The organism is Alteripontixanthobacter maritimus (assembly GCF_003340475.1).
Lineage (GTDB): Bacteria > Pseudomonadota > Alphaproteobacteria > Sphingomonadales > Sphingomonadaceae > Alteripontixanthobacter > Alteripontixanthobacter maritimus.
In genome coordinates this window covers 417113-435401 of record NZ_QBKA01000002.1, presented here as the reverse complement: position 1 = coordinate 435401, position 18289 = coordinate 417113, and the positions used below count along the sequence as shown (strand labels likewise).

The following is an 18289-nucleotide window of genomic DNA, read 5'->3' as shown; positions in this document are numbered from 1 at the left end:
GGCGCTTACTGCCCTTGCGGTGGGGATTGCGGCACAGGTTGCGGATTGGCGGGCGCATTCGGGCCTCCGTCGGCTCCCGGCGGCGGCCCCTGCTGTGCCATGGCCTGCTGAATAGCCATGACCTTCTGTTCGAAGTCGGCCTGTGACATGATCTCGTTCACTTCGACTTCGAACGTCAGATCGGCATTGGGCGGAATCGGGGCGCCCTCGGGCGGTTCGGCCCCATAGGCCATTTCGCTGGGGATATTGAGGACGTATTTACCGCCCTTGCGAACCTTTTGCAGCCCTTCGTAAAAACCGGGAATGGTCGCGCCTTCCTCCAACGGGAAGGGAGTACCCTCGGGCAGCAGGCCTGGCGGGATCGGCAGCGGGCGAGAGCGGTCGAATTCCTCGCCATCGGCCAGTTTGCCGACATATTCCACGAACACCACGTCACCCGGCTGCGCAAAGTCGCCCGTTCCCTCGACCAGAGTGTCGACCGTCAGACCCTTGGGCGCTGCGGCCCAGGCAAGCCCTGCCGCAAGCAGCAGGACAGCCGCCACGCCGAGCCACAATTTGGTCAGCGACCCCTTGGCGATCGGCTGGAGCGGTACGCGGGTAATCTCGGTCATGGTGAGCCTTTGTATCGGATACTGTATCGGATGCGGTTCGCGCCGCATGCCTCTGGAAAGGCCGGGCAACGCGAAAGGGCGCAGGATTTCTCCCGCGCCCTTTCGCTTATTTATGCATGGCGCGCAAGCAACACCGGCAGGTGTCGCGCGTGCCGGACGGCGTAAATTCTATACCCCGTCGCGTTCCATACGCTTGCGTTCCAGCTTGCGGGCACGCCGCACGGCAGCAGCCTTTTCACGGGCGCGCTTCTCGCTCGGCTTTTCGTAATGGCGGCGCAGCTTCATTTCGCGATAAACACCTTCGCGTTGCAGCTTCTTCTTGAGCGCACGGAGGGCCTGATCGACATTGTTATCGCGAACCATGATCTGCATCGAGTAATCTGCCTTTCGAACTTTCGACCCGGGGCCAGAGGCCCTTTACGCCGCAACAGGCCAAACCCCGCGAGTGTGCCACACGCGGGACGAGGCCTTGAATTTCCAACAAAAAAGCGCCGCGCCAAAGACGGAGCGGCACCTGACGAGGCAGGGCATAGCGATTCTGCGCCCGCTTGGCAATAACATTGGGGCCAATATCGAACAGCATCGACGCGCCGCAAACGTCATACAGGGTTTCGCCAATCGCGGCGACTGTCTAAGGGCCGTGCATGAGCGCCCTGCCACCAATTGCCGCAACCCTGTACGTCGCCATCGGCGGCGCGGTGGGGGCTGCGGTCCGTTATTCTCTCGGTCGGGGGATGACAGCCATGGCCGGACCGCGCGTAATGGACGCGTTTCCTTGGGCTACACTGACAGCGAACGTCGCCGGCAGCCTTGCCATGGGTGTGCTGGTCGGTTGGCTCGCGCGGCAGGGCGACGGCGGAGAGAGCTGGCGCTTGCTGCTGGGCGTGGGTTTGCTTGGCGGGTTCACTACCTTTTCCAGTTTCAGCATTGAGATGCTCGGCCTGATCGAGCGCGGGCAGGCCGGGCTGGCCATGATCTATGCGGCAGTATCCGTGGCGGCCGGTCTGGGCGCATTATATCTTGGCCTTATCGGCATAAGGGCCACAGCATGACCGATACCCCTGACACTAAGATGGGCGAAACCGAGGCAGGCAAGACCGGTAAGCCGTCCAACCCCAAACCGTCCGACCCAAAACCGTCGGACCCAAAACCGTCGGACCCAAAACCGTCGGACCCAAAACCGTCGGACAATGTGCGGCAGTTTACCGTCGGCCCGGACGATACCGGTATTCGTCTCGACCGCTGGTTCAAACGCCATTTGCCGAAGGTCGGCTTCGCCATGGTGTCCCGCTGGGCGCGAACCGGCCAGCTGCGCGTGGATGGTAGCCGCGCCAAGCCGGAGGATCGGCTGAAGGAAGGCCAGGTCCTGCGCGTACCACCCGGCGGTGAAACCACCACGCGCAAGCCGCGCGTCCGCCGCCCGTTGACCGAAGCCGACCGCGCCGAGATCAAGGCCATGGTGCTGCACGAGGACGACGCCGCCATCGTTTTCAACAAGGTGCCCGGCCTTGCCACGCAAGGCGGCACCGGCACGACGAAACATGTCGATGGAATGCTGGATGCGTTCGTGCCCGAAGGTGACGAGACGGAAGGCGAGGAAACACCCCGCCCGCGCCTCGTCCACCGGCTGGACAAGGATACCAGCGGCGTTCTTCTTACTGCGCGAACACCGGGCAGCGCATCGTTTTTCAGCCGCCGCTTTTCCACCCAGCGGGCCAAGAAGATCTATTGGGCCCTGGTCGTCGGTGTGCCCGAAGTGCGCGAAGGCACGATCGACGCACCGCTCGCCAAGCAACCCGGATCGGGCGGCGAGAAAATGCATGTCGACGAAGAAGCGGGCCAGTCCGCCAAGACCCGTTATCGCGTGGTCGAGAAAGCCGGGCACCGCGTGTCATGGGTGGAATTGCAACCGCTGACCGGCCGTACCCACCAGCTTCGTGTCCATATGGCGGCTATCGGCCACCCGATCGTCGGCGATGGCAAATATGGCGGGCAGGACGCCATGCTGACCGGCAGCATCAGCCGCAAGCTGCATCTTCATGCCCGCCGCCTGATTATCGATCATCCGGCCGGCTTCAAAATGGACGTTGTGGCGCCGTTGCCCGAACACTTTGCCGCGAGCATGGAACAGATCGGGTTCGATCCCGCGATGAGCGATGCGCAGCCCGAACAGGGACCGGCAGAGCGTACCAAAGCCGAGAAGAAACAGGCTGCCAAACAGCACGCTAAGCAGTTCCGCAAATCGCAGCGTGGCGATCGCCGCTCGCGCGGTGCGGTGGCAACTGCTGCGAAAGGCGGCAAACCTGCCAAGCCTCGCGGGCGCAAACCCTCGCCGAAAAAGCGCCGCTGATGGACGGCGTCAGGCTCGCCGTATTCGATTGCGACGGCACGCTGGTCGATGGTCAGTCGGCGATTTGCGACAGCATGGAATACGCATTCGCACAGGCCGACCAGCCCGCTCCCGCGCGCAATGACATCCGCCGTGCCGTGGGTCTCAGCCTGCCGCAGGCTATCAGCAACCTTCGGCCCGATCTGGAGCGACCGATGCGGGATCGCATCGTGGAAGCCTACAAGGACAGCTTCCGCAGCGCCCGCACAGAAGGTCGACTGGAAGAACCGCTATATGACGGGATGCGCGAATTGCTGGCGGGGTTACGCGCCGATGGCTGGACGCTGGCTGTTGCCACCGGCAAGTCTGACCGGGGCCTGATTTCCTGTCTTGAAACCCATGACATTCGCGATTGGTTTGTCAGCCTGCAGACCGCCGACCGCCACCCGTCCAAACCGCATCCGGCCATGTTGGAAGCCGCGTTGTTCGATGCGGGCGCCACACCTGCCGACGCTATCATGATCGGCGACACCAGTTTCGATATGGAAATGGCGCGCGGGGCGCAGGTGCGCGCATTGGGCGTGGCATGGGGCTATCACACTGCTGACGAACTGACGGCCTATGGTGCGCAGGATGTGGCGGAGACGATGGACGAATTGAAGGCTATGCTGGCGTGACCGGGGGCAATGATCCTGCCAAGGCACGCTTCTTCGCAATCGGGCTCTTGCGGCTTGGCGGCGTAGCGCTGGTTTTGATCGGCCTGCTCGTAGTGATGGAACGGATTGCGCTGCCACACGCGCTTGGCTGGGGCATGATAGTCGCGGGCGCGTTCGGATTTTCCGCCCTGCCGCTTATCCTCGCCCGCCGGTGGAAAAGCCCACCTCGATGAAGCGATTTTACAAAACGGTTTCGGTGTCGGACAGCAAGGATGGATGGCAGGTGCTGCTGGACGGCCGCGCGATCCGTAGGCAGGGCGGCGCGGCGCAGAACGTCCCGTCGCACGCTCTGGCGGAGGCTCTGGCGCAGGAATGGCGTGATCAGGGCGAGACGCTGGACCTTGCCCGCTTCCCCATGCGCGACATGACCGACTTCGCGCTGGATGTTGCCGCCGCCGACAGGCCAGCGCTGGCGGCAAAGACGCTCGCTTTCGCGGAAACCGATACGCTGTGTTACCGCGCCGATCCGGGGGATGCCTTGCTGGCCGAACAGGAGAAGGTCTGGGATCCGCTGCTGACGGCGTTCGAGGATGCGGAGGGCGTGCGCTTCGCGCGGGTCAGCGGAATTATGCACCATGCCCAGCCGGATGAAACGATTGCAACGCTGCACCGCCGCCTGCTGGCCCTGGGGCAGTTCGAACTTACGGCATTGCATACCGCCGCCTCGCTCGCGGCCTCGCTTTGTATTGGAATTGCCGCGATGAAACCCGGTAGCGATATCGATGCCCTGTGGAGCGCGGCGCATCTCGAGGAGGAATGGCAGGCGCGGCTTTGGGGTCGGGACGAGGAGGCCGAACAGCGCAATGCAGAACGGCGCGAAGCGTTCAGGCGCGCTGCTCTTTTCGCGAAACTGATCGCCACCCAGTCTTCCTGAACTGGTTTTGCCGAACAAGGCGCCCCGAAGGACGCTTCCTATTACGCGTCAGCCGACCCAATCCGCGACTTGTTCGGCAATATCATTCGCGGCCACGTTAAGCGCTTCACCCACGGGACCGGCTTCGGGCAAAACGCCTGTCACGCGCGTTTCGAAACGGCGGGTCTGCACTGCGCCCGGTCCGCCTTGGCGTACTGCATCGAACCGCACCACCACCGAGCTTGTCGGCGCGTCGTAGCCGAATTCGCGCAAAGTGCCGGTAACGATGGATTCGGGGCTGATGCCGGAACTATCGCCATCGACCACCACCCGGCCACTGCGGGTGCGGATAGTTTCAGCTACAAGGCCGCGGAACAGATGCACGGGGCGTTCGACCCAGACAGCGTCCTTCAGATAAGCGACCTTCGTCGCGTCGACCTGAACTGGAACGCGCGTAACCGAAAGTTTGGCGGGCGCTTCCAGTTCGCCGATTTCGATGGCCTGCGCGGCGGTACCTACCGTACCAGCGCCGGCAGGTGCCACCGCAGTCGGCGTCAAGGTCAGTAGGTTATCCGGCACGTCCGGCCCGAAACTGATGCAACCCGACAGTGCCAGGCTGGCGGTAATGGCTAAGGTGGCGGCGAAACGTCGCATAGCGGGCCTTCCTATGGTGGATCGCGTCCTGTTCGGGGCGGTAGCGTGCGCGGTCGAGGTGGCAATCATGGTTCGTAATCCGGTGTCGGCTGGCTTGCGAGGAGCGAACTTGCACCCTCGGTTTCCAGCTTCTCGGTGATGTTTCTCAGCGCTTTGCTGGTGGCCTGCAGGCTTTCCAGCGTTTCATTGGCTGCCGGCAGCGTTTTCGTGTTGAGCTGGTTCATGGCAGGCTGCGCGGAAGCCAGCGTTCGATTGAGCGTTTTGGCAGCCTCGTCCGCAGTCCCGAGCGTAGCGTTTGCGGTGGCGAGCGTCTTGCGCAATTCGCCGGCAAGCGCCGCGCCTTCCTGATTGAGCAACCGGTCGGACGAACGAGTTACGGATTCAAACCCGTCCAGTGCCTCGCTCGCTTCTCGCAAGGTGACCTGCAATTCGGCCAGCGTCCGCTCTACCTGCGGTGTGGCGCGCGCGAAATCGTTTGTCATCTTGTTGGTGTTGGCGAGGATTCCGGCGATCTCGCCCTGGTTTCGCTCATCCAGCAACTGCGTCATCCGCTCGGTCAGGGTGGCAACCCGTTCCAGCAGGAGTGGGGCATTGGCAAGGATTTCGCCAAAGCCACCTGCCTTGGGCGGAATGATCGGCACGCCTTCGGTGCAGGCGGTCGTCTCGCACGTGATTTCGGGCGCATCCTTGCGCGCGCCATCGAGCAGGATGGTCGATACGCCGGTGAAGCTGGATTGCATGGTGGCGAACGTACCCACCAGGATTGGCACTTCCTCTTGCACCTTCACCCGCACCCGTACGTAGCTGGGATCGCGCTCGGACAGGTTGATGTCGCTCACCTGGCCCACAGGCACACCGGCAAACGTCACCTGCGATCCCTTGGCGAGCCCTGCGACGGACTGTTTGAAGAAGATGTCGTACTCCTTCTGGTCGCCCTGCCCCAGCCGGGCGAGCCACACGATGAAGAGTGCCAGAGCGCCCAGCAGCAGCAGCGTTACGGCGCCGACCCAAACGTGATTTGCCCGTGTTTCCATGTCGTTTGTCCTATGCCCCGCCCGGCGCAGTGTTGTCTACGCCCGCGAGGTGCTGGTGCCTGTCGGCGCGGCTTTTGCTCGCCTGTGCTGCCCGCCCACGCGGACCGTTGAAATATTCCTGGATCCACGGGTGTTCCGTTTCCAGTAGTTCGGGAATGGTGCCCACGGCGATGACCTGCTTATCGGCCAGCACCGCAACCCGGTCACAAATCTCGTATAGCGTATCGAGGTCATGGGTGATGAGAAACACCGTCAGACCAAGCGTTTCCTGCAATTCGCGGGTCAGCTGGTCGAACTTGGCAGCGCCGATCGGATCGAGCCCGGCTGTCGGTTCGTCCAGAAACAGCAGTTCAGGATCCAGCGCCAGCGCGCGGGCGAGGCCGGCACGCTTCTTCATCCCGCCGGACAGTTCCGAGGGATATTTCGCCGCCGCCTCGGGAGGCAGCCCGCTCATCACGACCTTGTATTGCGCGATCTGACGCAGCGTGTCCGGCTCCAGCTCGGGATAGAACTGCTTCAGTGGAACCTGCACGTTCTCGCCCACCGTCAGCGTGGAAAACAGCGCCCCGCCCTGGAACAATACGCCCCAGCGGTTGCGGACGCCGATATCCTCGTCCGGTTCTGCCGATGTAATGGACCGGCCAAACACCTCGACACTGCCGGCTTCCGGTTGCTGGAGGCCGATGACCGAACGCATCAGAACCGACTTGCCGGTGCCGGACCCGCCCACCACGCCAAGAATCTCCCCGCGATTGACCTTAAGGTCCAACCCTTCATGGACCGCAAAGTCACCGAAGCGATTCACCAGTCCCTCGACCACTACCGGATGCTTGCCGCGAAACCGTTCATGACGTCCGGGATTTTCCGGATCATACTGGTATTCCTCAACACCAGCCTGGACGATGCCGTTCTGGTCGTTGCCGTTCTGATCTATGTCGGTCTGGGTGATGTCCGCCTTGTCCATGGCCCCTATTCCCAGCCCACATTCGTGAAGAACACTGCGAAAAACGCATCCAGCACGATGACGGTGAAGATGGCCTGCACCACCGCTTTGGTCGTGCGCGCGCCGACCTGTTCGGAATCGCCTTCCACCTGCATCCCCTGATAGCAACCGGCGATGGCCACGATCAGCCCGAACACCGGTGCCTTGATCAATCCGACCCACAGATCGTAAGTCGGTACAACCTCCTGAATACGCTGGAGGAAGTTCAAAAACGGGATGCCCAGCGACAGGTCGGCCACCACTGCGCCGCCGACGATTGCCATGCAGGCGGCGTAGAAGCCCAGCAGCGGCATCATCAATACCGACGCCATGATACGCGGGATAATCAATGCCTCGGTCGGGGAAATGCCGATGGTTCGCATTGCGTCGACTTCCTCGGTCAGCTTCATCGTGCCGATCTGCGCGGCGAAAGCGGAACCAGACCGGCCCGCGACCATGATCGCGGTCATTAGCACGCCCAGTTCGCGTAACGTTATACGGCCCACCAGATTAACGGTGAGGGTTTCCGCACCGAAAGCCGCAAGCTGTGTCGCCCCTTGTTGTGCGATGACGATACCGATCAGGAAGCTCATTAGCCCGACAATAGGTAGTGCGCTGACGCCGACCAGTTCCATCTGCCGCACGAACGCCTTGACGCGGAACCGGCGGGGATGACGGATGATGCTGAGTGTCGCGAGCAGCAACTGCCCTAGGAACCCGACGATCTGCCGGAGCCCGACGCGGAAATCTGCCATAATTTCGCCGGTCGTATGCGCAACGCGGGTGAAAACCATTGGCCGATCAGGGCGGAGATCGGCATCGTTTTCGCTCTGCCCGACCGCGTGGAGCAGCCGGTCTGCCCGCTCGTTCGCGCCGACGATCGCGGCATCGTGTTCGCTTGCCAGACGGCTGGCCGCCCATGCGCCGACCGTGTCGATTTCCGTAATCTTAGAAAGGTCCACGCGGGAAATGCCGCCGCCGGACCCGTGGTCGAGCTCGCGCAAATCATGATCGACTGCGCCGATTGTGGACACCAGATACGGGCCCGACAGATGTACTGCGGAGCCGCCCTCGCCGTCTTCGACAACCGTGAAACTTGCTGCACCCGCCATATCCGCCTGCCTATGCCGCGAATTCATCGGCTTGCCAAGCGGCGACGCCCTTATGCGCGCCGATGGATAACGGCTGAAGGATAGGGCGCAGCAGCGCGCTTTCGCGTTGCGAAGCGGCGGCGCGGCTGGCATGGCGCGGCCATGACAACCGAGCTTTCCACCACATTCAATCCCTCCGCCATCGAGGCGCACTGGTACCAGCATTGGGAAGCGAACGGCCTGTTCCGCCCCGACCGCACCGATGCGGAGCCATACACTATCGTCAATCCGCCGCCCAACGTAACGGGCAGCCTGCATATCGGCCACGCGCTCGACAACACGTTGCAGGATATCATGATCCGGTACGAGCGGCTACGCGGCAAGGATGCGCTGTGGGTCGTCGGCACCGATCATGCCGGTATCGCTACGCAAATGGTGGTGGAGCGCCAACTGGAGGAAAAGCAGGACAAGCGCACCAATTACAGCCGCGAGGATTTCGTGGCCAAGGTGTGGGAATGGAAGGAGGAAAGCGGCGGCACGATTACGCAGCAGCTGCGGCGGCTGGGCTGTTCGATGGACTGGTCCAGGGAACAGTTCACCATGGACCCGCACTTCTCCGCCGCAGTCACCCAAGTGTTTGTGCGCCTGCACAAGGACGGCCTGATCTACCGCGACAAACGGCTGGTAAACTGGGACCCGAAGCTGAAAACCGCTATTTCCGATCTCGAGGTCGAGACTCAGGACGTCAAGGGCAGCTTCTGGCATTTTCGCTACCCACTGGCGGACGGAGCCACGCTGGATTCCGGCGAGGACTTCATCGAAGTTGCCACGACGCGGCCCGAAACCATGCTGGCCGATATGGCCGTGGCGGTGCACCCGTCGGACGAACGCTATGCCAGTGTTGTCGGCAAACACGTAGTGCTGCCCATAACCGGCAGGCGCGTACCTATCGTGGCGGATGAGCATGCCGATCCGGAACTGGGTTCGGGGGCGGTCAAGATTACGCCGGGCCATGATTTCAACGATTTCGACGTCGGCAAGCGAGCGGGGTTTGCACCAGCCGACATGCTCAACATGCTGGATGGCGAAGCAAACGTCACGCAAGTAGCGGACGGGCTGATCCCGCAGGAATTCATCGGCCTCCACCGGTTCAGGCGGGACGGCATGGATGGCGCGCGCGAAGCGGTTGTCGCGCGGTTGAAAGCCGACGGTTTCCTCATCCCGCACAGGACGAAAAACAAGGATGGCGAGGAGGTCGAACATGACGCCGAACCGCGTACCATCGCCACTCCTTTCGGCGACCGCGGCGGTGTGGTCATCGAACCATGGCTGACCGATCAATGGTATGTCGACGCAGAGACGCTGGCCAAGGCACCAATCGAGGCGGTGAAGTCCGGCGAAGTCGAGATCGTGCCCAAGAGCTGGGAAAAGACGTTCTTCAACTGGATGGACAACATCCAGCCATGGTGCGTGTCGCGTCAGTTATGGTGGGGCCACCGGATTCCCGCCTGGTTCGACGCTGACGGTAATGTCTTCGTGGCTGAAACCGAGGCCGAAGCGCAGGCTCTGGCGGGCGAAGGAATATCGCTGTCGCAGGACGAAGACGTGCTCGACACATGGTTCTCCAGCGCTTTGTGGCCCTTTGCCACGCTTGGCTGGCCGGAAAGCACCGACCTTGTGCAGAAACATTATCCCAACGACCTTTTGATTTCCGGCTTCGACATCCTGTTCTTCTGGGATGCGCGGATGATGATGATGGGTCGGCACCTGACCGGGCAGAACCCTTGGCCGAAGCTGTATCTGCACGGGCTGGTGCGCGCTGCCGATGGCCAGAAAATGTCCAAGTCCAAAGGCAATGTCGTGAACCCGCTGGGCCTGATCGACCAATACGGTGCCGATGCGCTTCGCTTCTTCATGGCATCGATGGAAAGCCAGGGCCGCGACATCAAGATGGACGAAAAGCGGGTGGAGGGGTATCGCAACTTCGCCACGAAGTTGTGGAATGCCGCCCGCTTCTGCCAATCAAACGGCATTGGCGCGAGCACGCAGATTGCGGCTCCTGCGGCAAAACTGGCAGTCAACAGCTGGATCATTGGGGAGGTCGCCAAAACCGTCACCGCGCTGGAACAGGCGCTGGCCGACCTGCGCTTCGATGCGGCGGCAAGTCTGATTTACCATTTCACCTGGGATCGGTTCTGCGACTGGTATCTGGAACTGATCAAGCCTGTCCTGAGCCCAGTCGAAGGGCCGGTGTTGCAAGGCGAAGGCGACAATCCTGTCGCGCAGGAAACCCGCGCGGTGGCTGGTTGGGCGCTCGACCAGATTTTGGTCATGCTGCACCCGTTCATGCCGTTCGTGACGGAAGAACTCTGGTCGAAGCAGGGCGACCGCGGCGACTATCCGATCATCACCGCCAAGTGGCCTGAGCCGCAGGCCGAGGTGGATGCCGAGGCGGTCGAGTCCATCGATTGGGTGATCGCACTGACGACGGCGGTGCGCGGCGCGAAAAACGAACTTGGGATATCGCCCGGAGCCAAGCTGGCAGCGTTCATCCCGGCCCCTTCGGCGACAGCCCAGCGTGTGATCGATCGCAGCGCCGCCGCCATCGAACGGCTCGCCCGGTTGACGCCGATGACGGTCGGCGACGCTCCGGACGGACCCGCCATGCAGATCGGTGCAGCAGGCGATGTCGTGATCGTACCGCTGGAAGGCGTCATCGATATCGACGCTGAAAAAGCGCGGCTTGAAAAGGCGCTGGCTGTTTCGGAAAAGGAAGTAAAGTCGCTCGACGGCAGGCTTTCCAACGCGAATTTTGTCGACCGCGCCAAACCCGAAGCGGTGGAGAAGGCGCACGCCGACCGGGCGCATCATGCCGCGGAAATGGACCGGCTGCAAAACGCGCTGGCCCGGTTGGGCTAAGCAGGCGATGCCGCTGGTCCTTGCCACACAGGCCCCCGGCGAACCAGAAATCTTCGCCTCGGTGCAGGGTGAAGGGCCAAGCGCGGGCAGCCCCTGCACATTCGTGCGGCTGTCGCGCTGCAACCTCGCCTGCGTCTGGTGCGATACCGCTTATACATGGCATTTTGCCGGCGACGATCGCCCTCACCGCAGCGGAGAAACCTTTGCGCGCAAGGCAAACCAGCTGACGTTGGATGAGGCTGACGTCGCGGCGCGTATTGCCGGACTGGGACAGGACCGCCTTATTGTCACCGGCGGCGAACCGTTGCTGCAAGCGTCCGCGTTGAGCCGAATGCTGGAACGTCTGGCTTGCCTGCTTCCCAATTTGACCGTGGAAGTGGAAACCAATGGTACCACCACGGCACCGCCTGCACTGGATGCGCGCATTGACCAGTACAACGTCAGCCCGAAACTTGCCCATAGCGGCAACGACCCGGCGGCTGCGATCTTGCCGGATCGGATGGCCGCCTATGCCGCCGAACCGCGGGCGTTCTTCAAGTTCGTATGCGCCAGCCCCGCAGATGTGGACGAGGCAGCCGCATTGGTCCGCCGGTTCGGTATACCCCCGGCGCGCGTGTTTCTGATGCCCGAGGGTACGGCCAGCGAGACGCTCCGCGCGCGCGAGGAGTGGCTGGTGCCACTATGTCTCGAACACGGTTTCCGTCTGAGCGACCGCCTGCACATCCACCTGTTCGGGGATACACGCGGCACCTGATGGAGCTTACTTGTTCTGGCTGCGCCAGCGCTGAACGATCCGCTCCACCGCGTCTTCCTCGCCGCCCGATTGCTGCCACAGCTCGGTAAAGCTGGGATCTTCGGAAGCGGGACGCTTGATCTCTTCAAGATTGTCGAAACTGACCCTGATCGGGATAGCCACACCTTCACCGCAAATGATGCATTCCCGATTGCGCAGCGCAGGGATGGAATCGAGAAACCCGCGCGCGCCTTCCGGCATGGCGGCCTTCACAAAGGCCTGGTCGCGGTCGTTGTTCAGGCGCATCGAGATGATGGTGCCGCATTGCGACAGCACCCCTTCGGCCAGATCGGAAGGGCGCTGGGTGATGAGGCCCAGCGAAATGCCATATTTCCGGCCTTCCTTGGCGATCTTGGACAGGATATCGCCAACGCTGCTGCCATCGGCCTTGGCCTCGCTTGGCACATACCGATGGGCTTCCTCGCACACGAGCAGGATCGGCGTGGTCTTTTCCTCACGCCCCCAAATGGCGAAGTCGAACACCAACCGGCTGAGCACGGCCACCACGGTCGACGTAATGTCGGACGGCACGCCCGACACATCGATGATTGAAATCGGTTTGCCGGCGCTGGGCATCCGAAATATTCTGGAAAGGAAATCGGCCATAGTGTCACCCACCAGCATGCCGGAAAACATGAACTGGTAGCGCGGATCGTTTTTCACTTCCTCGAGTTTGTTTTTCACCCGCATATAGGGCGCGCTGGACGTAGCCTTGTCGAGCTGACCCATCTCGTTCTGGATTTCGTTCGACAGATCGCTGAGCAGATAAGGGATCGGCGCGTCGACCGTGATCTGGCCGATGCTTTCCGCCAGCCGATTTTTCGAACGGGCACGCAGCAAACACTTGGCGAGAATATCGGCGTCCACCTGCCGCTCGTTCCCCGTCGAGGTCAGCAAGACTTCGCAATGTTCCTGAAAGTTCATCAACCAGTACGGCATGTTGAGGTTCGACACGTCGAGCAGCTGGCCATTAGTCTTGAACGCGGCCGAATATTCGCCATGCGGATCGATCATTACGATGTGACCCTGCGGCGCTGCTTCGCAAATGCGGTGCAGGATCAAGGCGGCACTGGTGGATTTACCGGTACCGGTCGACCCAAGCAGCGCGAAATGTTTGCCCAGCATGGCATCGATATACAATCCGGCGCGAATGTCCTTCGTCGGGTAGACCTTGCCAATCTGGATGTTGGACCGGCCGTCGCTAGCGTAGATTTGTTTCAGATCGGCAGTAGTGGCCGGATAGATCAATGCCCCCGGCACCGGATAGCGGGTGACACCGCGCCGGAAGGAATGGATACGGCCCGTCAGCTTTTCCTCCGCACCCTCACCCAGGAAATCGATATTGGCAATAATGCCGCCGCCCTGCCGCCGGTCCTGACGCTGGTTGCGGACATTGGCGAGCAGCCAGCTATCGCCAACGCGGATCTTGATCTGGCTACCGACCTGCCCGGCCAGGGCGATCGATGGATCTTCGTCAGCCATGCATTCGTTCAGGCGCTCAAGGTCGATGGCGATTTGCGATCCGGCCCCGCTGATCTCCAGCACGACACCGATCGGCTGGCTGGCGTTGTCTGCTGGAGCCGTTACGGCTTGCGGCTCTGCAGGTGTTTGTATCTGCGGTTGCGCCGGTGCCGGTCGCGGTTCGGTCCCGGCATGGGCCTGACCCGCTGCGGCAAAATTCTGGTTGCTCATATCGTTCATGCTTACGCCCCATACGCATAAAATCGCTGGGACGATCGCTACGATGCGAAGGTTAACTTCGCGTCAATAGTAGGAAAAACTGCGCGCATTACCGGGCACGCCCGTGCGACGCCTGACCGACGCCTGTCGTCCGCATCATACCATCGCAAACAGACGACCCGCGATCCAGCCCATGGCGATGGACAGCATGACCGCAATCAGACCGTACCAGAAGCCGCGCGTTTGGGCATTCACCTCGACGAAGCGTTCGAATCCCACCTTCTTCACTTCCACATCGGCAACCGCGCTGGCGATTACCTGTCCGCCCGATACTGCAAAGGTTTCTGCCGTATACAGGCCTGTCGTGACATTGGATGGCAACTGGATGCGCGCCTGATACAGAACCCGTTCCTTGATGGTCACGCCGTCCATATCTTCCTTGAACAGGCCCTGCCGCCGGCGAAGATCGACCAGGCCTTCGGTGAATTTCGCCTGAGCTTCCGGATCGATCAGACCACTGGGCGAAAGCTGCAGGTAATCGAGGCCCAGCTCGAAAATTGCCGCCGTGCGTTCATCCACGATCTGGTCCAACGGCCGCGACGAAGCGACTGCGAAGAATGACGGCGCGCTGCGGAAATCGGTGCTTTCGGCATTGATCCAGATACCGCCGATCTGTTCCTTTTCGCGAATGCGGATCGCCTCGGTCGGGCCTTTCAGCACGACTACGATATCGTAATCGCTACCTCGCTGCCCGCGTGGGTCGAGCACAGCCCCGAACAACAACAATTCCGTACCCGTGAAACCCTGCCGCACGCGCACTTCGGGCTGCGAGACCTGCGGCACCAGCACGGGATCACGATCCGGGCGCGGCGGCGCGGTTTGAGCGTTGGCAGGCTGAATCAGCGTCAGCAGCAGCGCGAGGATGACCAGCAGTCCCTTCACAGGCCGACCACCGTAAAGATTTCATCGGGTTGATAACTCAGACCGATCAGCATTCGGACGGCCACGGCCAGCACGATCGCTGCCAGAATGAAGCGCAGAATTTCAGGTTTGGCTTTCTGCGCGATCTGCGTACCGAATTGCGCGCCTATGACCGATCCCAGCAACAAATAACCAGCCAGAACGATATCGACCGATTTGGTGGTCAGCGCGTGAACCATCGTCGTCGCCATGGTGACGAACAGAATATTGAACAGCGATGTACCCACCACGACCTTGGCGCTCATGCCGAGGATATAGAGCATGGCGGGAATAAGAATAAACCCGCCGCCCACGCCCATCAGCAAGGTCAGCGTGCCTACGATCACGCCCAGCAGCAGGGGGGCGAGAGGGGAAATGTAAAGGCCGGATTTGTAGAATCGCCAGCGCAGCGGCAGGACCGCGACCAGCGGGTGGTGCCGGCGCTTGGCCACGCGTGGTTTTTCTCCATCGCGCGGTCCGCGGATGGCCTGCCAAGCCTCGCGCATCATCAGTGATCCGATCGTACCCAACATCACGACATACAGGATGTTGATGACCACGTCGATCTGGCCGATTGCGGTAAAAAACCGGAATAACAGTGCACCGAAAACCGCGCCGACAATGCCGCCTGCGACAAGTACTCCGCCCATCTGGTAATCGACCCCGCCGCGCCGATTGTGAGCCAGCACACCCGAAACGCTCGCGCCGGTCACCTGGGTCGATGCACTGGCGGCAGCCACGGTCGGCGGCACGCCATAGAAGATCAACAACGGAGTGGTCAGGAACCCCCCACCCACGCCAAACAGTCCGGACAGAACCCCCGTCAGCGCACCCAGAGCGACAATGAAGAGGCCGTTTACGGACAAGTTCGCAATGGGAAGATAAACGTCCATCACCGCGCCCTAACGGACGGCGGGTAATCGGGGAAGCGGCATAGCGAGCGCGGACAAAATTGAACGCTCAACTATGACTGTCAGAAGCTTGTAGAAAGCGTAATCGCGGCCCCTGTATCGGGAACGGCATCTCCCGCCACTCGCACCCGGTAGCTGGCGGCGATCCGCGCGGCGGCCCCGCCCAAACGCATATCGAGATGCGCGGTAGGGCCGATATCGATGCGATATGCGCCCTTCTGCGCGCCGCCCCATGCGCCCGCGCCTGCGCGTAGCTTGCCCAGATCGAAGCTGGCGGCATCGCCGGTCACGCGGACCTGTCCATCGGCGAACGCCGTCGCGAACGCACCGCCAACATAGCCCGCCTGCCCGTAAGTTTCCGCAGTCATACCAAGAGGGAGCGATTGCGGCGCTAATTCGGTTACGACGAAGGCTGCAGGGCGAAGCTCGGTTTGCCCGGCGATCCGGCTGACGCGCGCTTCGGCATAAGCTGCCAGAGGGAGCGAAGGTAGCGGACGCAAGGACAGGCCACCTGCCGCTTCGATCCGATCATCAAAATCCGCAGCCGTACCCAGCGCTGATGTGGCACGCGCATAGAATGCAGGCCGGAACCGGCTATTAGGCCTCAGCCGGTATCTTAACACCGCCCCCGCCTGACTTCCGCCATAGGCCCCCATACCGGGTCCCGCTTGGGCCGATCCAACGCCGCCGCTTCCCTGCCGCACGAACAACCAGCTATCCAGCGACCACCGGTCCTGAGCCTGACCCGGCTGCGCGTTCTGTATGGTAGAGGCGAGCCAGCCTGCCGGTCCAGCCGGGTTACTCTTGCCAAATCTGACAGGCGCTGCGGACAGTCCCGAGGGCTGACGGCCATTCATTCCGGCTGCCATCAGCGCGGTTTGTGCGTTTAGCATCTGTCCCATACCCGGGAAATCAGCGGCTGGAACACCGGCGAAACTGAAGGGTCCTCCAGGCGTCTGGCTGTGATCTGCCTTAAGCAAGCGCCATACTTCAAGCAGTTGCTGCCCGGCTTTAGGATTTGGCAATAGCGTTTCTTGAACGGCCCCACCGCCGGCTCGGGACACTATCGTGGACCGCACAGGGGAAGCAGCGCGTAAGGCTGGGCGATCCACCTGCGCCTCGGCAAAGACTACAGGGGCTACCCAATCGATTGCTGTTGCCGGAAAGGGTGAGTTCCACACGGCCGCGCGAACCATGATCCAACCACCAAGAAGCACACCGAGCACGAGAATCGGCTGACCGCGGCTGTTCTTTCTTCCAAGTATCATTGCGCTGCGCTCACCCCGACAGGCGCATCGAGGATGGCGGCCGGATGCGCGGTGTGCGTGGTCTTGTCCCAGCGCACGGCATGACCGCGCAGACTGCGGAGGTATGCAGCAAACGCCCGTCTGCCTGCCATAATGGCGATAATGTTGGCCACCGGAATACGCAGCACCGCACGTATGCCTTCGCCAAAACCGTATTGACGGGCGGCAAAGGCAAAGCGCCAAGCCGTACGCCATGCAAAGCTGGCCGTGTTGACCCAAAGCAGCAGCACGACCGTATCGGGCACGGGCGGCGCTTCTCCCACGCCCGCCAGTACCAGTACCCACCCGATGGCAGACAGCACGAGCAGCAGGTAAGCGGAACATAATGTCAGTGCAGCAAGTGGCCCGCGCCGGTCGCGCAGCCTCATCCATGTTTCGACCGCGCTGCCGCTCCATCCCAAACGGTCCCAGCCCTGAAACGCAATTCCGTGTATCCAGCGGGTCTTTTGCCGCACTGCGCTGGTCAGGTCACCGGGGAAACAGGCGCGCGTACCGATCAGCGCGCCCTCGGCGGTGCGAGCGCGCACAAACGTTGTCGGCACGCCCATTGCAGCAATATTGAGGCCGAGTTCGTAATCCTCCGTCAGGCATTCGGCTGCGAACGGGCCGGGGCTCGATAAAACCCCGCCATGAGCTTCGCGGCTGCGTTCGCGTTGCAAGCGGTCCAGCAGTGGACGCGCTATTCCGCAGCCGACACCTGCCGCAGGTACGCCGGCACCCAGTGCGTCACGCACAACCATGGCCTTGCCATGTGCTTCGGCAAATTCTTCGCAATAATGGCCCGCAATCCAGGGGGAGTTTGCCTGCGGTATGGGGATCACCGGCAATTGCGCCAGGCCTGCCCCGCCAGCCAGTCCAGCTTTGTTTTGCGTGTCAGGCGCGGCAACACCAAGCGCAGCGTCGAGAAGGGCCAGTCCCGCTGGGTCGACCATGTCTTCGGCATCTTGCAACACCACCATATGTGCCTGCTCGCCCCAGCGGGTCTCGTCCATCGTCAGCGCGCCAAACAACCGGTTCAGGCAGTCGGCCTTGGTGCTGGGACCGTCGCGGTCATGGATTACCAGCCGCAGGCGCGGATCGCCGGCAGCCGCTGCTACAATCGCCTCGATCGTATCGGCATCGTTGCGGTAGCACCCGATATAAAGCCGCAATTGAGAATGTTGCCAGACTGTCAGAGCATGGCGAATCGTGGTCCCGATGACGGCGGCTTCATCCCAAGCAGGAATGAATACGGCCGCCTTGCCCGACAATTCGCGACGGTTGATATCCGTCGTATCGATAACCGGGCTTCGGGCCCGCCCGGTCAGTCTCAGCCATAGCCAGGCGAGGTCCACGCCAAATTCGTCGATAGCGCCAATCAGGAAAAAAACCGAGGCGAAGAACAGCAGTTCGTGGCCGAACAGAACGAACCATTCCCAGGCGCCAAATGTGCCGATCCCCAATTGATAC

At 61.8% G+C, this 18289-nt stretch carries 18 protein-coding genes; 7 read left to right on the top strand and 11 right to left on the bottom strand.

Annotated features, from left to right (window positions below):
* Positions 1-5: 5 nt before the first annotated feature.
* Together HME9302_RS02240 and rpsU are read right to left on the bottom strand one after the other, a co-directional pair.
* Entirely contained in the window at positions 6-611 is a 606-nt protein-coding gene (locus HME9302_RS02240; RefSeq protein WP_115367408.1) for an FKBP-type peptidyl-prolyl cis-trans isomerase, read from the bottom strand.
* Between the two features lie 168 nt (positions 612-779).
* Entirely contained in the window at positions 780-983 is a 204-nt protein-coding gene (gene rpsU, locus HME9302_RS02235; RefSeq protein ID WP_115365658.1) for a 30S ribosomal protein S21, read from the bottom strand.
* Positions 984-1255: 272 nt separating this feature from the next.
* Here rpsU and crcB point away from each other — a divergent pair, with 272 nt between their 5' ends.
* The 5 genes from crcB to HME9302_RS02210 are packed head-to-tail and all read left to right on the top strand — an operon-like array spanning position 1256 to position 4530.
* Entirely contained in the window at positions 1256-1663 is a 408-nt protein-coding gene (gene crcB / locus HME9302_RS02230; protein WP_115365657.1) for a fluoride efflux transporter CrcB, read from the top strand.
* Positions 1660-2961 (top strand): RluA family pseudouridine synthase, encoded by a 1302-nt coding sequence (locus HME9302_RS02225; RefSeq protein WP_115365656.1) that lies wholly within the window; start codon positions 1660-1662, stop codon positions 2959-2961. The genes crcB and HME9302_RS02225 overlap by 4 nt, the downstream gene beginning before the upstream one ends.
* A complete protein-coding gene (locus HME9302_RS02220; RefSeq protein ID WP_115365655.1) occupies positions 2961-3617 on the top strand; it encodes an HAD-IA family hydrolase in 657 nt (218 codons plus the stop codon). The genes HME9302_RS02225 and HME9302_RS02220 overlap by 1 nt, the downstream gene beginning before the upstream one ends.
* Positions 3614-3829 carry a hypothetical protein gene (locus tag HME9302_RS02215; RefSeq protein ID WP_115365654.1) on the top strand — a complete coding sequence of 72 codons (216 nt, stop codon included), beginning with the start codon at positions 3614-3616 and terminating at the stop codon, positions 3827-3829. The genes HME9302_RS02220 and HME9302_RS02215 overlap by 4 nt, the downstream gene beginning before the upstream one ends.
* Positions 3826-4530, top strand: a complete 705-nt coding sequence (locus HME9302_RS02210; RefSeq protein ID WP_115365653.1) for an ATP12 family chaperone protein — start codon at positions 3826-3828, stop codon at positions 4528-4530. The genes HME9302_RS02215 and HME9302_RS02210 overlap by 4 nt, the downstream gene beginning before the upstream one ends.
* A 48-nt stretch (positions 4531-4578) precedes the next feature.
* Here HME9302_RS02210 and HME9302_RS02205 read toward each other — a convergent pair whose 3' ends face one another.
* From HME9302_RS02205 to HME9302_RS02190, 4 genes are all read right to left on the bottom strand, one after another.
* Positions 4579-5163, bottom strand: a complete 585-nt coding sequence (locus tag HME9302_RS02205; RefSeq protein ID WP_115365652.1) for an ABC-type transport auxiliary lipoprotein family protein — start codon at positions 5161-5163, stop codon at positions 4579-4581.
* A gap of 65 nt (positions 5164-5228) precedes the next feature.
* On the bottom strand, positions 5229-6197 hold the full coding sequence (locus tag HME9302_RS02200; RefSeq protein WP_115365651.1) for an MlaD family protein: 969 nt from the start codon (positions 6195-6197) through the stop codon (positions 5229-5231).
* Between the two features lie 10 nt (positions 6198-6207).
* Positions 6208-7161, bottom strand: coding sequence for an ABC transporter ATP-binding protein (locus HME9302_RS02195; protein WP_115365650.1), 954 nt, complete (start codon positions 7159-7161; stop codon positions 6208-6210).
* Between the two features lie 5 nt (positions 7162-7166).
* A complete protein-coding gene (locus tag HME9302_RS02190; protein WP_115365649.1) occupies positions 7167-8291 on the bottom strand; it encodes an MlaE family ABC transporter permease in 1125 nt (374 codons plus the stop codon).
* Positions 8292-8432: 141 nt separating this feature from the next.
* Between HME9302_RS02190 and HME9302_RS02185 the strand changes: the two genes are divergently transcribed.
* Both HME9302_RS02185 and HME9302_RS02180 read left to right on the top strand, forming a co-directional pair.
* The gene (locus tag HME9302_RS02185; RefSeq protein WP_115365648.1) at positions 8433-11189 is read left to right on the top strand and encodes a valine--tRNA ligase; all 2757 of its coding nucleotides are present in this window, start codon (positions 8433-8435) and stop codon (positions 11187-11189) included.
* A 7-nt stretch (positions 11190-11196) separates the two neighbouring features.
* The gene (locus HME9302_RS02180) at positions 11197-11943 is read left to right on the top strand and encodes a 7-carboxy-7-deazaguanine synthase QueE (protein WP_115367407.1); all 747 of its coding nucleotides are present in this window, start codon (positions 11197-11199) and stop codon (positions 11941-11943) included.
* A 6-nt stretch (positions 11944-11949) separates the two neighbouring features.
* Here HME9302_RS02180 and HME9302_RS02175 read toward each other — a convergent pair whose 3' ends face one another.
* The 5 genes from HME9302_RS02175 to HME9302_RS02155 all read right to left on the bottom strand — a co-directional run bounded on the left by HME9302_RS02175 (position 11950) and on the right by HME9302_RS02155 (position 18282).
* The gene (locus HME9302_RS02175) at positions 11950-13683 is read right to left on the bottom strand and encodes an ATP-binding protein (protein ID WP_181815654.1); all 1734 of its coding nucleotides are present in this window, start codon (positions 13681-13683) and stop codon (positions 11950-11952) included.
* A 135-nt stretch (positions 13684-13818) separates the two neighbouring features.
* On the bottom strand, positions 13819-14565 hold the full coding sequence (locus HME9302_RS02170; protein ID WP_230080026.1) for a TIGR02186 family protein: 747 nt from the start codon (positions 14563-14565) through the stop codon (positions 13819-13821).
* Positions 14566-14600: 35 nt separating this feature from the next.
* Positions 14601-15515 (bottom strand): sulfite exporter TauE/SafE family protein, encoded by a 915-nt coding sequence (locus HME9302_RS02165; protein WP_115365646.1) that lies wholly within the window; start codon positions 15513-15515, stop codon positions 14601-14603.
* Between the two features lie 80 nt (positions 15516-15595).
* Positions 15596-16426, bottom strand: coding sequence for a hypothetical protein (locus HME9302_RS02160; protein ID WP_181815653.1), 831 nt, complete (start codon positions 16424-16426; stop codon positions 15596-15598).
* A gap of 371 nt (positions 16427-16797) precedes the next feature.
* Positions 16798-18282, bottom strand: a complete 1485-nt coding sequence (locus HME9302_RS02155) for a glycosyl transferase family protein (RefSeq protein WP_115365644.1) — start codon at positions 18280-18282, stop codon at positions 16798-16800.
* Positions 18283-18289: the final 7 nt, after the last annotated feature.

Coding starts and splice junctions, on each gene's coding strand:
- HME9302_RS02240 (WP_115367408.1), bottom strand. CDS start 611: ATGACCGAGATTACCCGCGTACCGCTCCAGCCGATCGCCAAGGGGTCG.
- rpsU (WP_115365658.1), bottom strand. CDS start 983: ATGCAGATCATGGTTCGCGATAACAATGTCGATCAGGCCCTCCGTGCG.
- crcB (WP_115365657.1), top strand. CDS start 1,256: ATGAGCGCCCTGCCACCAATTGCCGCAACCCTGTACGTCGCCATCGGC.
- HME9302_RS02225 (WP_115365656.1), top strand. CDS start 1,660: ATGACCGATACCCCTGACACTAAGATGGGCGAAACCGAGGCAGGCAAG.
- HME9302_RS02220 (WP_115365655.1), top strand. CDS start 2,961: ATGGACGGCGTCAGGCTCGCCGTATTCGATTGCGACGGCACGCTGGTC.
- HME9302_RS02210 (WP_115365653.1), top strand. CDS start 3,826: ATGAAGCGATTTTACAAAACGGTTTCGGTGTCGGACAGCAAGGATGGA.
- HME9302_RS02205 (WP_115365652.1), bottom strand. CDS start 5,163: ATGCGACGTTTCGCCGCCACCTTAGCCATTACCGCCAGCCTGGCACTG.
- HME9302_RS02200 (WP_115365651.1), bottom strand. CDS start 6,197: ATGGAAACACGGGCAAATCACGTTTGGGTCGGCGCCGTAACGCTGCTG.
- HME9302_RS02195 (WP_115365650.1), bottom strand. CDS start 7,161: ATGGACAAGGCGGACATCACCCAGACCGACATAGATCAGAACGGCAAC.
- HME9302_RS02190 (WP_115365649.1), bottom strand. CDS start 8,291: ATGGCGGGTGCAGCAAGTTTCACGGTTGTCGAAGACGGCGAGGGCGGC.
- HME9302_RS02185 (WP_115365648.1), top strand. CDS start 8,433: ATGACAACCGAGCTTTCCACCACATTCAATCCCTCCGCCATCGAGGCG.
- HME9302_RS02180 (WP_115367407.1), top strand. CDS start 11,197: ATGCCGCTGGTCCTTGCCACACAGGCCCCCGGCGAACCAGAAATCTTC.
- HME9302_RS02175 (WP_181815654.1), bottom strand. CDS start 13,683: ATGAACGATATGAGCAACCAGAATTTTGCCGCAGCGGGTCAGGCCCAT.
- HME9302_RS02165 (WP_115365646.1), bottom strand. CDS start 15,515: ATGGACGTTTATCTTCCCATTGCGAACTTGTCCGTAAACGGCCTCTTC.
- HME9302_RS02160 (WP_181815653.1), bottom strand. CDS start 16,426: ATGCTAAACGCACAAACCGCGCTGATGGCAGCCGGAATGAATGGCCGT.